This window comes from Rhodococcus sp. P4_F3_2 (assembly GCF_056401335.1).
In genome coordinates this window covers 120,125-136,983 of record NZ_JBFUJN010000022.1, presented here as the reverse complement: position 1 = coordinate 136,983, position 16,859 = coordinate 120,125, and the positions used below count along the sequence as shown (strand labels likewise).

General features: G+C 62.9%; 15 protein-coding genes and 1 pseudogene. 5 read left to right on the top strand and 11 right to left on the bottom strand.

Annotated features, from left to right (window positions below; genetic code table 11):
• The 6 genes from AC1DWA_RS22760 to AC1DWA_RS22735 all read right to left on the bottom strand — a co-directional run.
• A partial coding sequence (locus AC1DWA_RS22760; protein ID WP_477917060.1) for a copper homeostasis protein CutC occupies positions 1–676 on the bottom strand: 676 nt, incomplete at its 3' end.
• A 1-nt stretch (position 677) separates the two neighbouring features.
• Positions 678–1,457: a glucosamine-6-phosphate deaminase gene (gene nagB, locus AC1DWA_RS22755; RefSeq protein WP_477846145.1), complete on the bottom strand. Its 780-nt coding sequence runs from the start codon at positions 1,455–1,457 to the stop codon at positions 678–680.
• Positions 1,445–2,686, bottom strand: coding sequence for an N-acetylglucosamine-6-phosphate deacetylase (locus AC1DWA_RS22750; protein WP_477846144.1), 1,242 nt, complete (start codon positions 2,684–2,686; stop codon positions 1,445–1,447). The genes nagB and AC1DWA_RS22750 overlap by 13 nt, the downstream gene beginning before the upstream one ends.
• Complete coding sequence (ptsP, locus tag AC1DWA_RS22745; RefSeq protein ID WP_182262383.1) at positions 2,683–4,356, bottom strand: phosphoenolpyruvate--protein phosphotransferase; 1,674 nt, start codon at positions 4,354–4,356, stop codon at positions 2,683–2,685. Before ptsP ends, AC1DWA_RS22750 begins: the two co-directional genes overlap by 4 nt.
• Entirely contained in the window at positions 4,356–4,625 is a 270-nt protein-coding gene (locus AC1DWA_RS22740; protein WP_019749212.1) for an HPr family phosphocarrier protein, read from the bottom strand. Before AC1DWA_RS22740 ends, ptsP begins: the two co-directional genes overlap by 1 nt.
• A gap of 2 nt (positions 4,626–4,627) precedes the next feature.
• On the bottom strand, positions 4,628–5,971 hold the full coding sequence (locus AC1DWA_RS22735; protein WP_019749213.1) for a PTS transporter subunit EIIC: 1,344 nt from the start codon (positions 5,969–5,971) through the stop codon (positions 4,628–4,630).
• A gap of 327 nt (positions 5,972–6,298) precedes the next feature.
• Here AC1DWA_RS22735 and AC1DWA_RS22730 point away from each other — a divergent pair, with 327 nt between their 5' ends.
• Both AC1DWA_RS22730 and AC1DWA_RS22725 read left to right on the top strand, forming a co-directional pair.
• Positions 6,299–6,529, top strand: a complete 231-nt coding sequence (locus tag AC1DWA_RS22730) for a PTS sugar transporter subunit IIB (RefSeq protein ID WP_003941324.1) — start codon at positions 6,299–6,301, stop codon at positions 6,527–6,529.
• Positions 6,526–6,933, top strand: a pseudogene (locus AC1DWA_RS22725) (PTS sugar transporter subunit IIA); the annotation flags it as partial. The gene AC1DWA_RS22730 and the pseudogene AC1DWA_RS22725, both read left to right, overlap by 4 nt.
• Positions 6,934–6,955: 22 nt before the next feature.
• Here the strand turns inward: AC1DWA_RS22725 and AC1DWA_RS22720 are convergent.
• The 3 genes from AC1DWA_RS22720 to AC1DWA_RS22710 form a co-directional block, all read right to left on the bottom strand.
• A complete protein-coding gene (locus AC1DWA_RS22720) occupies positions 6,956–7,705 on the bottom strand; it encodes a GntR family transcriptional regulator (RefSeq protein ID WP_019749216.1) in 750 nt (249 codons plus the stop codon).
• A gap of 149 nt (positions 7,706–7,854) precedes the next feature.
• Positions 7,855–8,628 (bottom strand): SWIM zinc finger family protein, encoded by a 774-nt coding sequence (locus tag AC1DWA_RS22715; RefSeq protein ID WP_182262384.1) that lies wholly within the window; start codon positions 8,626–8,628, stop codon positions 7,855–7,857.
• Entirely contained in the window at positions 8,625–11,441 is a 2,817-nt protein-coding gene (locus AC1DWA_RS22710; protein WP_019749218.1) for a DEAD/DEAH box helicase, read from the bottom strand. Before AC1DWA_RS22710 ends, AC1DWA_RS22715 begins: the two co-directional genes overlap by 4 nt.
• A gap of 92 nt (positions 11,442–11,533) precedes the next feature.
• Between AC1DWA_RS22710 and AC1DWA_RS22705 the strand changes: the two genes are divergently transcribed.
• Positions 11,534–12,454: an NADP-dependent oxidoreductase gene (locus AC1DWA_RS22705; RefSeq protein WP_019749219.1), complete on the top strand. Its 921-nt coding sequence runs from the start codon at positions 11,534–11,536 to the stop codon at positions 12,452–12,454.
• A gap of 80 nt (positions 12,455–12,534) precedes the next feature.
• Complete coding sequence (locus AC1DWA_RS22700; RefSeq protein ID WP_019749220.1) at positions 12,535–13,236, top strand: HNH endonuclease family protein; 702 nt, start codon at positions 12,535–12,537, stop codon at positions 13,234–13,236.
• A 1-nt stretch (position 13,237) separates the two neighbouring features.
• On the opposite strand, the gene AC1DWA_RS22695 is transcribed toward AC1DWA_RS22700, so the two are convergent.
• Entirely contained in the window at positions 13,238–14,470 is a 1,233-nt protein-coding gene (locus tag AC1DWA_RS22695; RefSeq protein WP_019749221.1) for a metal-dependent hydrolase family protein, read from the bottom strand.
• Positions 14,471–14,628: 158 nt separating this feature from the next.
• Between AC1DWA_RS22695 and AC1DWA_RS22690 the strand changes: the two genes are divergently transcribed.
• Positions 14,629–15,264 (top strand): TetR/AcrR family transcriptional regulator C-terminal domain-containing protein, encoded by a 636-nt coding sequence (locus tag AC1DWA_RS22690; protein WP_477917058.1) that lies wholly within the window; start codon positions 14,629–14,631, stop codon positions 15,262–15,264.
• Here the strand turns inward: AC1DWA_RS22690 and AC1DWA_RS22685 are convergent.
• Positions 15,251–16,825: a molybdopterin-dependent oxidoreductase gene (locus AC1DWA_RS22685; RefSeq protein ID WP_019749223.1), complete on the bottom strand. Its 1,575-nt coding sequence runs from the start codon at positions 16,823–16,825 to the stop codon at positions 15,251–15,253. The genes AC1DWA_RS22690 and AC1DWA_RS22685 overlap by 14 nt on opposite strands.
• Positions 16,826–16,859: the final 34 nt, after the last annotated feature.

The following is a 16,859-nucleotide window of genomic DNA, read 5'->3' as shown; positions in this document are numbered from 1 at the left end:
CTACTGCATCGGTGACGTCGTATCCGTCCGATCCCCCGCCCGGGCCACCGGACCCCGCGACAACCTTGCGTGCCGAGAGATGCACCGCATCGACGCCGACGGCGGCGATTGCCGGGATGTCGTCGACGGTTATTCCGCCACCGGCCATGATCTGGATCCGGCCCGCGGCATGTTCGACCATGCGACCGATCTCGTCGAGACCCTCGCTGCAGGTATCCGCACCCCCGGACGTCAGCACGCGGGTCACGCCCAGGTCGATCAGTTCGTCCAGCGCGGTCAGTCGGTCGGCCACCACGTCCATCGCACGATGTACCGTCACCTCGACCCTCGCACGGTCCACGCATCCGATGATGCGACGCAGCACGACGGTGTCGATCGTATTGTCTTCTGTCAGTGCGCCGACCACGATGCCGGAAGCTCCACCGGCCACGGCCRCACGTACGTCGTGCTCCATCACCCACACTTCGTCGGGTGAGAACACAAAACCTCCGGCGCGCGGACGGATCAGCGGGTGAACCGCGATCCCCACTTCCGACGCTGCCTCGATCACTCCGATGCTTGGCGTCAATCCCCCCGTCGGACCGAGCGCCGCACACAACTCGACTCGAGTCGCTCCTACCGAACGTGCGATCCTCGCCCCCCGCACGTCCTGCACCGCCAGCTCCAGAACCGTCATGTCAGAAGGACTGCCACGACGGCTTGTGCTCGAGCGCATACCGGTAGTAGTCGGCAAGTTTGAGCGAACTGGCCGCAGCTTCGTCGATCACGACGGTGACATGGCGATGCAATTGCATCACCGAAGCCGGGCAGAACACAGACAACGGACCTTCGACGGCAGCGGCGATCGCATCGGCCTTACCTTCTCCGGTCGCGATCATCACCAGATGCCTTGCATCGCTGATGGTTCCGAGACCCTGGGTCAGCACGTGGTGCGGGACGTCGTCCACCCCGTCGAAGAACCGTGCGTTGTCGATCCGGGTCTGCTCGGTCAGCGTCTTCACGCGAGTTCTCGAAGTCAACGACGATCCGGGCTCGTTGAAGCCGATGTGACCGTCGGTGCCGATGCCGAGCAACTGCACGTCCACTCCCCCGGCCGCCGCGATGCTCTGGTCGTATCGTGCGATCTCTTTCTCCGGGCACGGTGCTTCACCGTTGGGACTCGACACTATCGCCGGATCCAGATTGACGTGATCGACGAACTCCGACCGAATCACCGAGTAGTACGACTGCGGATGGCGTTTCGGCAATCCCAGGTACTCGTCGAGCAGAAACGCCCGAGCCAGCGAGAAGTCGAGTTCGGCATCGCGATGCCTCGCTGCCAGTTCACGATAGGTTCCGATCGGCGACGACCCCGTTGCAAGCCCAAGCGTCGTCGCCCCGGCTCTGACGTAGCCTTCGACGATGTCCGCGACGGTCGAGTCGACCTCCGCGGGTGTCGGCTGAATTACGATTTCCATGATTTTTCCTTTCCGGCGGCTTTTCCGCCGAGTAGTACATGCCCCAGGCGCAAGTGACGATCGGTGACCACGATGTCGGCTCGGCAGCCCACGGCCAGCGATCCGATCAGGTCGCCAAGCCCCAGCAGACGCGCAGGGCTCCGAGTTGCCGCTGCGACAGCGTCTTCCAGCGCGACCCCGCCGTCGAAGACAGTGCTGCGAAGCACGTCGAGCAATCTTGCAGTCCCTCCGGCGATGGCACCGGAACTGCCGTCAGTGGTCGCGAGTCTTGCCACTCCCTCGGCAACCGTGACGTCGAGCGCACCGAGTTGGTAGTCGCCGTCGTCCATTCCGGCCGCGGCCATCGAATCGCTGACCAAGGCGATCTGGTCCGGTCCGACAGCGTCGAAGACCATCGACACGGTCTCGGGCGCAAGATGCACACCGTCTGCGATCAGTTCCACCACCATCTCGCCTCTCGCGGCAGCCGCCAGGCACGCCGCGACGGGACCCGGAGATCGATGGTGCAGGGGCGGCATCCCGTTGAAGAGGTGGGTTGCGCTGATCTGACCGGCCCAATCCCCTTGCACCGCAGCATCGATGCGCGCCGATGTCGTTGCCGCGTCCGCATCGGTGTGACCGAAACTCGGCACGATATTGCGATGACGCATGATCGCGAGCAACTCTTCGAAGTTCTCGGTCTCGGGCGCCAAGGTCATGGACCGCACGGTCCCCCGCGCAGCGTCACAGACGGCTTCGAGAAGGTCCGGATCGCCGGGCACGATCGCCGCCGGATCCTGGGCACCGCAGCGAACGCCGTTGATGAACGGCCCCTCGAGGTGGATACCCAGAAGTTCTCCGCGTTCGACCAGATCGGCGAGCATCGTTGCTTGTCGGACCAGATCTGCGCGCGGTGCAGAGACCAGGCTGGCCAGCATTCCGGTCGTGCCGTGCTCACCATGGTGCGCCGCAGCGCGGCTCGCACCATCGGCGTCGGTGTTCGGGAAACCAGCACCAGCTGCGCCGTGGCTGTGCACATCGATCAGGCCGGGCATGATCACCGTGTCGGTGCGTTCCGGAATGACGACGACCGGTGCGGACGCCACGTAGTCCGCAGCCGAGCCGACCCAGCTGATCTTCTCACCGTCCGCGACCACAACTCCGTCGTGAATCTTGCCAATCGGAGATCCGATCACCGTTCCCCGCAGTACGAGCGGATCGCCGACAGCAGCCGAGCCTGATGTACTCATGCTGACTCGCGAATCCGCGCGACAGCTGCTCTACCCTCGAGCGGGTTTCGCGCGCCCCGCGCCGCAGCGGCCATGTCCTTGCACACCGCCAGATCGAGAGAGGCCAGTTGCGCGCGAACTGCGCCCAATGCCGGGACCGACATCGACAGACTCGTCACGCCCAAACCGACCAGAACCGGAGCCAACAGCGGGTCCGACGCGGATTCTCCGCACACACCAACAGGTTTCCCGGCGTCGGCGCCCGCCTGACCGACCATCGCGATCAGATCGAGGACCGCCGGCTGCCACGGATCGAGCAGTTGCGCCAGGCCTCCGGCCATACGATCCACGGCGCAGGTGTACTGGCTCAGATCGTTGGTGCCGATACTGACAAAATCGAGGTGCTCGAGGATATCCTTCGCTCGCAACGCTGCAGCTGGAATCTCGATCATTGCTCCGACCTTGCCGATCCCCCGCGAACGCGCAAGTTCTGCAAAGTCTTTCGCCTCGTCGGCAGTGGCTACCATCGGCGCCATCACCCACAGATCGGCGCCCGTCGCGGTGCCTGCCGCCGCGAGGGCGTCGAGCTGACTGATGAGGGTGTCGGGATAGACCGTGCCGACACGGAGCCCGCGGACACCAAGGGCCGGATTCTCCTCGACCCCGAGATCGAGAAACGGCAACGGCTTGTCCGAACCCGAATCGAGAGTGCGGACCACCACCTTCTGTCCGGCGAAGTGCCCGAGCACCGACGCATACGTCTGCGCTTGCTCCTCCACCGAAGGTGCGTCGTGGCGCCCGAGATACGAGAATTCGGTACGGAACAGTCCGACGCCCTCACAATCCGCCGCCCCGGCCCGCGCGGCGTCCTCGAGGGTTCCGATGTTGGCCGACAACCTCACCGCAAACCCGTCACGCGTGCGTCCTGGACCATGTGCCGAAGCTGACTGCTCTGCCACGAACGATGCTTCGAGGACAGCGCGCTCGCGCATTTCTGCCGAGGGATCGATGGTGACCGTCCCGGTGGTGCCGTCGAGGATGAGGAGTTTTCCCTCCGCCAGCAGATCGGTTCCCGAGCAGTTGACCACGGCCGGGATTCCGAGCGACTTCGCCAAGATTGCGGTGTGGCTGGTCGGACCTCCTTCGGCAGTCAACAATCCGACCACGTCACTGTTGCCCAACGTCGCTGTATCTGCCGGAGCGAGGTCGCGCGCCACCAGGATGTACGGATGACCGGGAGCGGGGATTCCTGGCATCGGTTCCCCGCGAAGAACGGCCACGGCTCGCTGCCCGAGATCGCGCAAATCCGTTGCCCGCTCGGCCATGTACCCACCGAGCGCCGTGAGCTTTTCACAGAATGCGTCGAAGGCAACTGCGACGGCGTGTGCAGTCGGCAGCCCCGATTCCAGGTTCGCCTTGGCCGCCTTCACGATGCCCGCATCGCGCGCCATCGCAGCCGACGTCGTCAGGATCTCCGCCGATACGCCCTCGACTGTCTTTGCACGCGAAAGCAGTTCCTCCGCGACGGCGTCCAGTGCCTCACGGATCCTGATCAGCTCCGCCTCGGGACTGCCGGTGATCGGGTCCGACGCCGAAGTCGGCTCAGGCGTGGAGAATCGCAACCACGGCGCACAGACCGAACCCGCGCTCACTCCGATACCCGCGATGCGGTTGTCCACACTCGCCGTCATCAGGCTTCGTCCAGTTCGGAGGCGAGAAGCTCTGCGAGCGAACCGACCGCAGCATCGGCGCCGTCACCGTCAGCACGCAACGTCACCGAATCCCCAAATGCGGCTCCGAGAGTCATGACAGACAACATGCTGGAGGCGTCGACGGGTTCGCCGTCGCCCAGCGAGATGGTGACGTCGACCGGCAGGTCGGCCGCGGCGCGCGCGAAGAGCGCTGCGGGTCGTGCGTGGAGCCCGACTCGGGATCCGATTGTCGTGGTTGCGATCGCCATGATCAGCGTCCTCCCAGTTCCTTGTCGAGCTTGTTTTCCAGTTCGGCGACGAGCGGGGCGTCGGTGCGGCTGTCACCTTCGGCAGCCAGTGCCAGTTCGGCCTCGAGCAGCGCGGCGTCGGGCTCACCTGCGGCCACCTCGACCTCTTCTTCTCGTCCCGGCGTGCGCAGATTCCACTTCTTGATGACGAAGCTGAAAAGGAAGTAGTAGATCACGGCGTAGCCGAGTCCGATCGGGATCAACATCCATGCGTTGGTTGCCTTGCCGAAGTTCAACACGTAGTCGAAGAAGCCTGCGGAGAACGTGAATCCGTCGTGAATCCCCAGCGCATTGACCAAGGCCATCGACGTTCCGGTCAGGAGCGAGTGGATGACGTACAGCGGCCACGCGACGAACATGAAGGAGAATTCGAGCGGCTCGGTGATACCGGTGAGGAAAGCAGTCAGGCCGGTGGAGAGCATGATGCCGCCGACGAGCTTCTTCTGAGAAGGCTTGGCGTTGCGCCAGATTGCGAAGGCTGCAGCGGGGAGGGCGAACATCATGATCGGGAAGAAGCCGGTCATGAACGTGCCGGCAGATGGGTCGCCGGCGAAGAACCGGTTGAGGTCACCGCGAACGATCTGTCCGCTCGCGTCCTGGTAGTCGCCGATCAGGAACCACACGGCGGAGTTCAAGATGTGATGCAAGCCGGTGGGGATCAGGAGGCGGTTCGCTGCGCCGTAAATGCCGCCGCCCACAACGGTATTGGAAGCAACTGCTTCACCGACCCAGTTCAATCCGGAGTTGAACAACGGGTACACGAATGCCATCAGGACACCGACGACGAGACCTGTGATCGCTGTCAGAATGGGAACGAGCCTGCGCCCGTTGAAGAATCCGAGATAATCGGGAAGCTTCGTTCGATAGAACCGCTGCCACAAGATCGCCGACAGCAAGCCCATCACGATACCGGCGAGCACACCGTAGTTGATCAGTGATTGATCCCCGTTCGGGTCGGTCTTCCCTTCGAGGACGATGGGCGACATGGCCTTGAACACTCCGTCGATCACCATGTAGCCGACGACGGCTGCCAAGGCAGTCGAGCCGTCGGCCTTCTTGGCCCAGCCGATCGCGATACCGACGGCGAAGATCAGCGGCAGCCACGTGAAGACTGCTTGTCCTGCTGCAGAGATCACTGCAGCAGCACTGTGCATCGAACTGAATCGCCCGAGCAGGTCGTCCTGGCCGAGGCGGAGCAAGATTCCCGCAGCCGGCAGAACGGCGATCGGAAGCATCAGGCTTCGGCCGAGGCGTTGAACCCCGGCGAACACTTTCGATTCCTTCTTCGGGGTGTCTTCGAGAGTCATCAAGGACCTTCTTCGTTCGCCGGGCCGCGTCGCGATCGGCCGCTGGTTCTGGAAATTCGGGTGTCGTGCACGTGCAGGTTTCGTGAAAATGCAGGTCACGGTTCATGCTCGGAAGTGAGGGCAAAACCGTTTTGTCGAAACTGTTGTGGAGCCGGACTTCCAACGGGTACTGTCCGGTCATAACCAGTTGTAGTTTTACCTGGTCGAGGCGAGTTGTCAACACCCAAATGTGACATACGTAACCGGGATAGCCTTGACCAGCAACTAGTCAGCCCACCTGTACGACCGTTCAACGATCACGACCAACCCGACAATCAGGAGCAGCAAATGTCGAAAGCGGAAGCAATCATCAAGGGCCTCGGCGGCGCAGAGAACATCGTCGAGATCGAGGCTTGCATCACCCGCCTGCGTACCGAGGTCAAGGACGGAGCGAAGGTGAACGAGTCCGCTCTCAAGGCTGCCGGCGCACACGGCGTGCTCAAAGCCGGAACGGTTGTCCAGGTCATCGTCGGGCCCGAGGCCGACACCCTTGCCGAGGACATCGAGGACATCCTGTGACGGTCGTCCTCGCCCCGCTGCCCGGCCGGGTCGTCGCACTCGCGGACGTCCCGGACCCGGTGTTCGCTCAGCAGATGGTCGGCTCGGGCGTCGCGATCGAACCCGCCCGCGGTCAAGGCCCGCTCACGGTCGTGGCGCCGATCAGCGGAAAGATCCTGAAACTGCACCCCCACGCGTTTGTGATCTTCGGCGAGAAGGCCACCGGCGTGCTGGTCCATATCGGCATCGACACGGTCAAGCTCGAAGGCGACGGATTCACGCTCATCGCCGCCGAGGGTGACACCGTCGATGCGGGTGATCCCATTGTCAGCTTCGATCCAGCGCACATCGACACGACCGGCTACTCGGCGATCTGCCCGGTTGTCGTAATGGATTCCAAACCGGACACCGTCGAATCCCCTTCCCCCCTTTCGTTTCGAACGATGGCTATTGGTCGCCGCGCGTTTTGGGCCGCGCCTGGCCCTGGACTTCCATCTGCAACTGGTAGCGGTCGGATCGGTACCAACTGCGAGTGTGTTCGACCGGTGCTATCTCACTGAACGACACTCGATCGAAGTACAGAACCGGAGCGCCTTTACGAGTGCCGAGGAGAGTCGCGATCTCCGTACTGGCACCATCTGCACTGACAGTCTGCTCTGCCCGGTCGATCGGCTTGTCGTACTTGTCAGCGGTCGCCCGGTAGATCGAACCCGTCAAGTCCATGTCGAGTAGACCAGGCAACAGTTCCGGATTGAACCAGCCGTCGTCCACACTCACCGGCTCGCCGTCGGCGAGGCGCAAGCGCTTGACGTGATACCCCTCGGAACCCGGTCTCATATTCAGTGCGGCAGCAGTGCTTTCGGGGACCGGCCCCTGCTCACTGACCAGGACCACTGTGGTGGGGTGATGCCCCTGGGCCCTCATCTCCTCGGTGAACGACGCAAGGTGCAGCTTGGACTGGACAGCGCGGTGCGCGACAAAGGTGCCCTTGCCACGCACACGCACGAGGTGTCCGTCATTGACCAACTGGCCGATGGCCTCGCGAACAGTGATCCGACTGACGCCGTAGTCCTGCATCAGGTTTCGCTCGCTGGTCATCAAGTCACCAGGCTGGAGTTCTTGGGTGCACTTGCGCAGGAGAATGGTGCGCAACTGCTCATGTTTGGGTATTGCGCTGTCGCGCAAATGAACGGGCATCACAGCGACTGTCCCTCCGAGAAATGAATAGTCGTCTATTCGCCGACGATAACGATCTGAAATCGCGGGCAGGTCCCGACCGGACCGGTCCAATTAACGATACTGGAATTCACGGTAGGAAACTAGCATCAGTCCGGAGTTGTCCGATTTCAACCGTCCAACCGTCGGTAGATGGACCGTATTTCGTCCAAGGCGACGTTCTGCTGAGCCATGTCCAATCCCAGTGCCGCCACCGCCTCACGCAGACGGCGGATATCCAGATCGTCTATCGCCGGTCGAAATTGCACCTTCGGTAGCGCGGGGAGGGCAGCAGCGATTCCGAACCAATTCTCGACGTCTACCGGAACAGTCGACTCGTCCTCCACTCCCCCGATCAGCTGCTCCAGGTCGACCCCGCGAAGTCTCAGCAACCTCAGCGGATCGGAGTCGATCCGCTCGGCAGTCAAGAACGCCACGGCCGCAGCGTGTTTGCACGGCCAACCGTCATCGGGGCAGGTGCAGTCGAAACGGAAAGCCGACGGGCCGTCCGGTATCAGTTGGGCAGCAAGCATGTCCGGGACAGTGCCGGACACCAGCGCGGCAAGGCTTCCCGGCACTCGGCGGATCTTGGTGATGATGTCGTCGATATCCGATTGATCAAGAGTGTCGATCGACAGCGTGGAAACGAAAGGTTGAAGTTGGCTGCCCTGAACCTCGGCCGTCACCACTCCCGGTTCGATGTCGAGCGCCAAAACATGACCCGAACGCGCATACGTTCGCCCACGCGTGACACGAGGTTTGTCGCCGATCTCTTCGACGACGCGGACAAAAGCCTTGCCCCAGAACGTTCTCCCGAACGCTGGACGAGGCTTGACCGGCGCGGGTGCCCGCCGCCGGGGCCCGGTGTATTCGCTGAAATCGGGGCCTTTGCCGCGCGGATTCATTCGCCCACCGCGTCGTCGCCGAGTCGCAACAACTCGTCCAATTGTTCGACGCTCATCTCCGTCACCCAGTTCTCACCGGTCCCGACTGCAAGTTCGGCGAGTTCACTTTTACTCGCGATCATCGTGTCGATTCGCTCTTCCAAAGTTCCGACGCACACCATCTTGCGGACCTGAACGTTCTTTCTCTGACCGATGCGGAATACACGGTCCGTCGCCTGGTTCTCTACCGCCGGGTTCCACCATCTGTCGAGGTGAACCACATGGTTGGCCGCCGTGAGATTCAGACCCGTGCCGCCGGCCTTGAGCGAGAGCACCATGATGGGCGGGCCGCCTTCACCTTGGAATGCCTCGACCATTGCGTCGCGCCCAGCCTTGGACACTCCGCCGTGGAGAAACGGAACCTCGGTGGTGAACCGGTCGGCCAGGTACGGCACCACCAATTCGCCGAACTCACGAAACTGTGTGAACAACAGAACCTTCTCGTCGTCGCCGATGACCGACTCGACGATATCTTCGACCAGTCCGAGCTTTCCCGAACGGTGTTGCCCGCGGCGCATCACCGGCGAACCGTCACGCAAGAAGTGCGCCGGATGATTGCACACCTGTTTGAGTTTGGTCAGCGCAGACAAGACGGCGCCTTTGCGCTTCATCCCTTCCGTTCCCTTGATCTGCGCCATCATCTCGTCCACCACGGCGCGGTACAACGCCGCCTGTTCCTCACTGAGATTCGCTCGAACCGTCATCTCCAACTTCTCCGGGAGATCCGCGATCACGGAGGGATCGGTCTTGACCCGTCGCAGCACAAAGGGGGACGTGACGGCTCGCAGTCTCGAGACGGCAAGTTGATCTTTTTCCCGCTCGATCGGTACGACAAACCGTTTGCGGAACATCTGCTCAGAGCCGAGTACCCCGCGATTGGCAAAATCGAGGATGGACCGCAACTCGTCCAGCCGGTTCTCCACCGGCGTTCCGGTCAGAGCAACGCGGTGGTCCGCAGGAATGCTGCGAGCAGCGCGGGCCTGAGATGTCTTGGCATTCTTGATGTGTTGAGCTTCGTCAAGCACCACGCGCCGCCAGTCGAGATCCTTGAGCGCCGCGACGTCGCGGGTCATGAGCGCGTAGGTGGTGATCACCAGATCACTCTCACGAACTGCCTGTTCCAACTCCGCCCCGGTAGCGCGATCCGAACCGTGATGAACGTAGACGCGCAAGCTCGGCACAAATCGCGCCGCTTCACGCTGCCAGTTTCCCACGACCGACATCGGGCACACCAAAAGTGTTGCTGTCTCGGACTTCTCGTGCGCAAGTAACGCCAACAGTTGCAGCGTCTTACCCAGACCCATGTCGTCGGCCAGAATCGCGCCGAGCCCGAGGGCACTCATGTACGCCAACCAGTCGAGACCGCGTCGTTGATACGGACGCAAAGTCGCGTTGACCGTCGACGGTACCGCGACCTGCCGCGGAGCTACCGACTGATCGAGCAGTGCCGAAGCCCATCCGGTTGCCTTCACTTCCTCGACCGGCAGGTCTTTGAGGTCGTCGGCGATCAAATCCTTGATCAGATCGACAATCGCTCGGTCCCCGCTCGAATGCCGCTGACTGACAAAACGAGCCGCGCGGGCCAGGACGTCTTTGTCCGCCTGAACCCACTCGCCGCGCAACTGGACCAGATCGGACTTCGCATCGACCAGTCGGGTCATTTCCTCGGCGGTGAGCACCTTGTCTCCGAGCGCCAATTCCCAATCGTATTCCAGCAATTGGTCCATACCGACCGTACGATTCTCCGCAACGATCGGAGACGCCGCCGAGGTCACCCGCACACGCAGGGATGGAGACACCACGTTCCAGGCACGCGGAAGCAGCAGCGTGATCCCTCGCTCTCGCAGGACTATCGCGCCGTGTCCGACCAGGTCCATCACGACAGGAGTGGGCAGCAACAGGTCGAGACTGTCCTCGTCGCGCGGCACGTCGCGAAAACGTGGGTAAGCCTTGATCGCCTCTTCGAGTTTGCGGCTGCCGAGCTGGATACGTTTGGGATCTGCCCGGTGCAGTCGAATACGTTCGGGCGCTTCACCTTCGGGACGCAAACACACTTGCAGACGCCACAGCGCATCGTCGTCCGGATCGGAATTATCGTCGAGTTCAGGCTCGATCAGCCGCAGAACCAGGTCCGGCTCTCCGGCGGTGAACGTCGACCCCCATTCGGCGAGTCCCTCGGCCGCTCGTACCGACACGTCGTCGAAAGCGTCCCCGGACAACACGGCCTGCCACAGCGGGGTCTGCACCACCGGATGCGAGTCACCGAGAACACGACGGACGATCGGGTCCGTGAGTTCGTTCGTGATGTCTTCGATCGTCGCCCTCGGCGAGCCGACCGCCCGCTGCACCGGCGGCATGGCCACTACCAATTCGCCGATCCAGGCGCGCTGGCGTTCCCCCACCGACAACTGCCACCGCGGCCACCAACTACCCTCGGCTCGCGTCAGCGCCGGCACCACCCGGCCGGCGCGCACCCAACGGTCGATTCCTCGCGCCACGTGCACGAGAAAGTGCAGGTCTCCCGCGATTCGCTGGTCGTCGGCCTTGAACCGCAGCAGGAGATCGACTGCGTCCGGCGGCGCTAACGCAACACTTGCGTACTCACTCTGCAAAGGCCCGCCAGGCACGGGCGGCATAGCGACATTCACACGATGACGGAACTTACGATGCAGGACAGCACTGACCGGATCTCGCGGATCGTCGGTTCCGGCACCGTCGTGCCCGTCGACCCACAGTTTGAGCCCCGATCCCGGTGACCAGAGTCCATGCAGCATCCGACCATCCAATCAGGTGCCACCGACACCGCTCTTCGTCACCACCCTTCCGGACCGTCCTTCCGATCTGGCTGGGCAATAGGCTGGCAGTCATGACGACGGCATACGGCTTCACCGAGTACGGCGGACCCGACACACAGTCCTACTTCGACGTCACCCTGCCCCCACCGGGTGCCGGCCAACTGCTGGTGTCGGTCCGAGCGGCGGGCGTCAACCCAGCTGACTGGAAAGTTCGCGCGGGTACTCGAAAAGATACTGTCCCGGTGACGCTGCCTGCGGTTCTGGGCCGCGAAGTGTCCGGTGTTGTCATCGGAGTAGGTCCGCGGGTCACCGAGTTCGAGGTCGGCGACGAAGTGTTCGGCGCTACCGCTACCGGCTTCGGCGGCTACGCCGCGTCGACATTGCTCAACGTCTCCTCGACAGCACACAAGCCGCCGACCGTGTCCTGGGCCGATGCCTCGGTGCTGACGGTTGCGGCGGGAACGGCTTACGACGCTCTCCACGGTCTGGATCTGAAACCCGGGGCAACACTCCTGCTCCTCGGTGCCGGCGGCGGCGTTGGTCGAAGCACGACCGCGCTTGCGGTGTCTCGCGGCATCGACGTCATCGGCGTCGCGAGTGAGTCCAAGCGAACCGCGATCGAGGGAGCGGGAGCACGGTGGGTTGCGTCGGGAGACGCCTTCGCAGGCGAAGTGTCCGCGTTGTCCCCAGACGGAGTGGACGCGGTTTTCGACCTGGTCGGCGGGGACACTCTCACTCGCGGCGCTGAGCTCGCCCGATCGGACGCGCCGATCCTGAGCATCGCCGATCCTCTGGCGGCGAGCCGACTCGGCGGCGGTGGTGTCGAACGCCGAAGAACTACAGCAGTATTCACGGAGGTCGCGGCACTCGTGGCCGATGGGACCCTCGACCCGTCCGTGTCCGGCCGTTACCCATTCTCCCGCGCTGGGGAAGCGCTCGCTGCAGTCGAAGACGGCCATTCAGCCGGCAAAGTGGTGATCGAGTTCGGCTGATTTCTGTCGGCCCCCGATGGTTCAATCACGGTCTACGACGGGCGGCGTTGAATCACCGTCTACGACGGACGGGGGCACAGGTGGTTGCACGGTTATCTGCGATCCTGTCGACGCTCGCGCTCGTATGTCTCGTCGCGTCCTGCGGATGGTTCGGGGACGAGCGTCTCGATTCGGCCCCGGGCAGCCCGACACGATCGGAACTGGAAGAGCTGCTGTCCCGGACCGCGATTGTCGACAACCGACCACATCCGGGTGGATACGAGCGCGGCTGCGGTAACGGCCAGGCCTGCGTCTTCGGCCCCGCTTGGTCCGACGACCAGGACGCACCTGGCGGCCACGACGGGTGCGATACCCGCAACAACGTTCTGGCCCAAGATCTCTCGGACGTGGTGTTCAAACCGGGAACACGTGACTGCGTCGTACTGTCGGGCGCGATGACCGACCCGTACTCCGGTGATCGCATCGAATTCGAACGCAGCCAGGCCAAGTCCGTCCAGATCGACCACGTCTTCCCACTCGCCGCGGCTTGGGACTTCGGCGCGAACTCCTGGACGCCCGCGCTTCGGATGAGGTTCGCGAACGACACGTCACTGAACCTGTTGGCCGTCAACGGCCCCGACAACCAGTCGAAAGGCGACAGCACGCCCGGTGAGTGGTTGCCGCCCAATCCTGCATACCAATGTTTCTACGCCGGCAAGTACTTGACCGTCGCGATTTCCTACGGCTTACCGGTCAGCCGGGCGGATCACTCGGCGTTGACAGAACTCACCACTCGCTGTTGAGCTACCGGCCGTCCTTCACCACTCGACCGCTCTGAATGACGAGTGCGATGCGCTCACGATCGGCGAAGATGGACGGATCCGTCAACGGATTGCCGCGGAACGCAACGAGGTCGGCGAACTTGCCGACTTCGATGGTGCCGACCTCGTCGGCGATGCCGAGAATGTCGGCGTTGATCCGGGTAGCGGAAACCAATGCGTCCATCGGGGTTTCGACCTTGGCGCGCAGGACTAGCTCCATCCCCCGGCCTGTTTGATCGGTACCGATGAGGTCCGATCCCAATCCCACTCTGACGCCGGCATTTCGAGCAGCAAGAAGCCCGTCGATCTGACCCTGCATCATCTGGCCGATCCGAGCCGAAATCGATTCGGGTAGACCTGCTGACGCCGCGCTGTCCGAGAGTGCCTGCACCACAGCCAACGTCGGCACCAACGCGACGTCGTGCTCGGCCATCAACTTGGCAGTCTCGTCGTCGATACCTGAGCCGTGCTCGACGCATTTCGCGCCGGCAGTGACAGCGTTTCGGATTCCCTCGTTGTTGTGGGCATGCACCGTGACATAGGTACCGCGCGCATTGGCTTCCTCGACGGCAACTTCGATCTCGTCGACCGTGAACTGGGTATCGGTGAGCTTGTCATGAGTGGATACCACTCCCCCGGTGACACACAGTTTGAGGAAGTCCGCACCCCTGCGGAACGTCTCGCGAACATTCTTTCGCATTTCGAGCGGACCGTCGGAAAGCAGAGACATACAACGCAATCCGGGGATGTCATGATCGGACCAGTCCGAAGTCGGCTCCCACTCGGCCGCCAGGTGTCCGTGTCCACCGGTCTGGCACTGGATCGGGCCGCACTGAATGATCCGCGGACCCGGAATCTTGCCCGAGGCGACAACTCCGGCGAGTCCACCGTCGATTCCGCCGCAGTCACGAACAGTGGTGAATCCCCCGTCGAGGGTCGATGCGCAGGTCGCGAACATGTCTGCAGCGAGCTCGGCTACCGAGATCTGACGCCGCAGGCTCGGTGCGAGATCGCTCGATCCACCGAGATGAACGTGCGCGTCGATGAGGCCGGGCGTGATTGTCAGCCCGGTGCAGTCCAGCACCTCCGCCCCCGCGGGCGGCGTTCCACCGAGTGCACTGATGCGGCCATCTTCCACGGCAACAGCGCAGTTCTCGATCGGGTCGGCGCCCGTGCCGTCGATGATCGTTGCACCGGTCAGCCATACGACAGACATATTGAATGTTCCTCCGACGTGTACCGATCGCCGGAAGATTCCGCCGACATACCGAATAGGGTTCGGTTAGTATGATGCATACCGGCTCCCGAAATCAAGGAGTTGTCATCAATCGATCAAGTCCGAGATTGCCGACGAATCCCTCACCAGGAGAATCGATGCCGCGTCCCACTCAGCCGATACTGTCCACGCGAAACATCACCGACGCGGCTCTGGATGCTGTCGACGCAACCGGCGACTTCACCATGCCCGGGATCGCCAAGCAACTGAACGTGACTCCGTCTTCGCTCTACACACATATTTCGGGTCGATCCGAGATCGTCGAACTCATGCGCATCCGCGTGATGTCGTCGATCTCTGTCCCCCACCCACCCGCAGGATGGAGCGAACGGATCAGCGCGTGGGGGTGGGCATATCGCCGAGCTGCCGTCGAACATTGGCGCCTCATCCCGCTACTCATGACACGCAGCGTCCGCACCGAGGTAACTTTTGATATTGATACTGCACTCGTTCAAGCATTTTCGGACGGGGGTTTCGATTCGACCGATACGCGTCACGCAATTTCCACGCTGGACAGTCTGGTTCTCGGATCCGTCGTGAAACTCTCGACGCCGGATGTCGCGTGGACTCAATCCTCCAACCCGAGCGAGGTCACGCGTGAGGYCGCGAACCCACTGCGAACCGACGACACCTTCGACTTCGGCCTGCGAACGCTGATCGCTGGATGGATGGCCCAGTGCGTCGTCCGCCTGTATACCGAATCCCATTCGGATCTACCTGTCACTTCACGGTGAACGACCTCGTATGCCATCCAGTGGCTCCACCGGGAATCGGCGGAGTGCGCTCTTCCACCTGAACGTTCCCGTCCAAATCCGTCGCTCTGACCTGCACGGTGTGCAAACCTGAGCCTGCATCCCACATCCACGACCATTGACGCCAGGTGTCGATCGAGTACTCCTGCGCCAGTGTCGCCGGTTGCCATTCGCCGTTGTCGACGCGAACCTCGACCTTCTCGATCCCGCGATGCTGCGCCCAGGCCGTTCCCGCCACCAGCACCTGGCCCGGCTCGATCGGCGCCAAAGCTGCCGGCACCTCGATACGCGAGGACGTCTTGATCGGTGCCTGCGCACCCCAACCGCGCTGGGTCCAATAGGCCTCGACCTTGTCGAAACGCGTGAGTTCCCACTCCGTCACCCACTTGGTGGCGGAGACGAAACCGTACAGGCCGGGAACTACCTGCCGAACGGGATAGCCGTGCTCGAACGGCAACGGCTCACCGTTCATCGCCACGGCGAGAATCGCGTCACGTCCGTCGGTGACTATCTCGACCGGGGTGCCGACTGTGAAGCCGTCGACGCTGGTCGACAGGAGCATGTCGGCGTCGGGATGGACACCGACTTCGTCGAGCAGGTCCTTCATGGGATAACCGATCCACTTCGCGTTCCCGGCCAGAACGCCGCCCACCTCGTTGGAAACACACGTCAGCGTGATGACTCGCTCGATGGGCGTTCGCGCCACCAGATCGTCGAACGACAACGTCATCTCGTGGTCCACCATTCCGTGAATCCGCAGTTCCCACGAATCCGTCGTCAATTGCGGAACGAGGAGTGCAGTGTCGATTCGATAGAAGTCGTCGTTGGGCGTGATGTACGTCGACGCACCCGCAATCGCGATGTCCGCACCCGCCGGAATCGGCGGCGCCGGGTCAGCGGCAGTGGGCACGACAAAGTCTTCACGATTCGCTACTGCTCCGGCGATTCTCTGCCCCACGAACTTCCCGGCGGCACCCGCTGCCGCAGCCACTGCCAACGCCGCACCTGCCAGCAGAAGGAACTGACGACGAGGCAACCACGAGTCGGCGACGCCAGGCGAGAGCGGCACCTCGAGTTGCGTGATCAGCAACCGCAAGGTTGCGACGCCCGCCACCACACCGACCAGCGTCGGGAACACGTACATCGCATCGGCAGTCGGGCGCTGCATCGCCGCATACACACCAACCGCGCCCAGAAGAACGAGGATGACACTGCCGATCGGGCGGCGTCGCCGTTCCAACAGCCCGGCCACCGCACCGAGCAGAACGATCAATATCGACATTCCGATGAACAGCGCCGGCTTGTCGTTGGTGCCGAAGGTGTCGATCGCGAACTCGCGAGCCCACGCCGGGGTTCGGTCGACGGTGGTCGCGCCAACTGCGTAGAAGGGCGACGCATCCGGGTTGATCGGCAGCGCCACCAGTTCACCGACGCCCAGGACGACAGCCGCGGCCAACACTCCGGAGATCGCGTGAGCAGCCCATCTACGACGCGGTGGACGAGATTCGGTGCTCGGGTGCTCGTCGATGTTCTGTGTGACCATGTCGTCTCGGCTCTGTCGGTGCGAGTGGTGCTTC

What these genes read in the sequence shown, in the direction of transcription:
- AC1DWA_RS22720 (WP_019749216.1), bottom strand. Translation starts at nt 7,705, where the DNA reads ATGCCCGTTCATTTGCGCGACAGCGCAATACCCAAACATGAGCAGTTG.
- AC1DWA_RS22695 (WP_019749221.1), bottom strand. Translation starts at nt 14,470, where the DNA reads ATGTCTGTCGTATGGCTGACCGGTGCAACGATCATCGACGGCACGGGC.
- nagB (WP_477846145.1), bottom strand. Translation starts at nt 1,457, where the DNA reads ATGGAAATCGTAATTCAGCCGACACCCGCGGAGGTCGACTCGACCGTC.
- AC1DWA_RS22705 (WP_019749219.1), top strand. Translation starts at nt 11,534, where the DNA reads ATGACGACGGCATACGGCTTCACCGAGTACGGCGGACCCGACACACAG.
- AC1DWA_RS22730 (WP_003941324.1), top strand. Translation starts at nt 6,299, where the DNA reads ATGTCGAAAGCGGAAGCAATCATCAAGGGCCTCGGCGGCGCAGAGAAC.
- AC1DWA_RS22740 (WP_019749212.1), bottom strand. Translation starts at nt 4,625, where the DNA reads ATGGCGATCGCAACCACGACAATCGGATCCCGAGTCGGGCTCCACGCA.
- AC1DWA_RS22750 (WP_477846144.1), bottom strand. Translation starts at nt 2,686, where the DNA reads ATGAGTACATCAGGCTCGGCTGCTGTCGGCGATCCGCTCGTACTGCGG.
- AC1DWA_RS22715 (WP_182262384.1), bottom strand. Translation starts at nt 8,628, where the DNA reads ATGAATCCGCGCGGCAAAGGCCCCGATTTCAGCGAATACACCGGGCCC.
- AC1DWA_RS22735 (WP_019749213.1), bottom strand. Translation starts at nt 5,971, where the DNA reads ATGACTCTCGAAGACACCCCGAAGAAGGAATCGAAAGTGTTCGCCGGG.
- ptsP (WP_182262383.1), bottom strand. Translation starts at nt 4,356, where the DNA reads ATGACGGCGAGTGTGGACAACCGCATCGCGGGTATCGGAGTGAGCGCG.
- AC1DWA_RS22685 (WP_019749223.1), bottom strand. Translation starts at nt 16,825, where the DNA reads ATGGTCACACAGAACATCGACGAGCACCCGAGCACCGAATCTCGTCCA.
- AC1DWA_RS22710 (WP_019749218.1), bottom strand. Translation starts at nt 11,441, where the DNA reads ATGCTGCATGGACTCTGGTCACCGGGATCGGGGCTCAAACTGTGGGTC.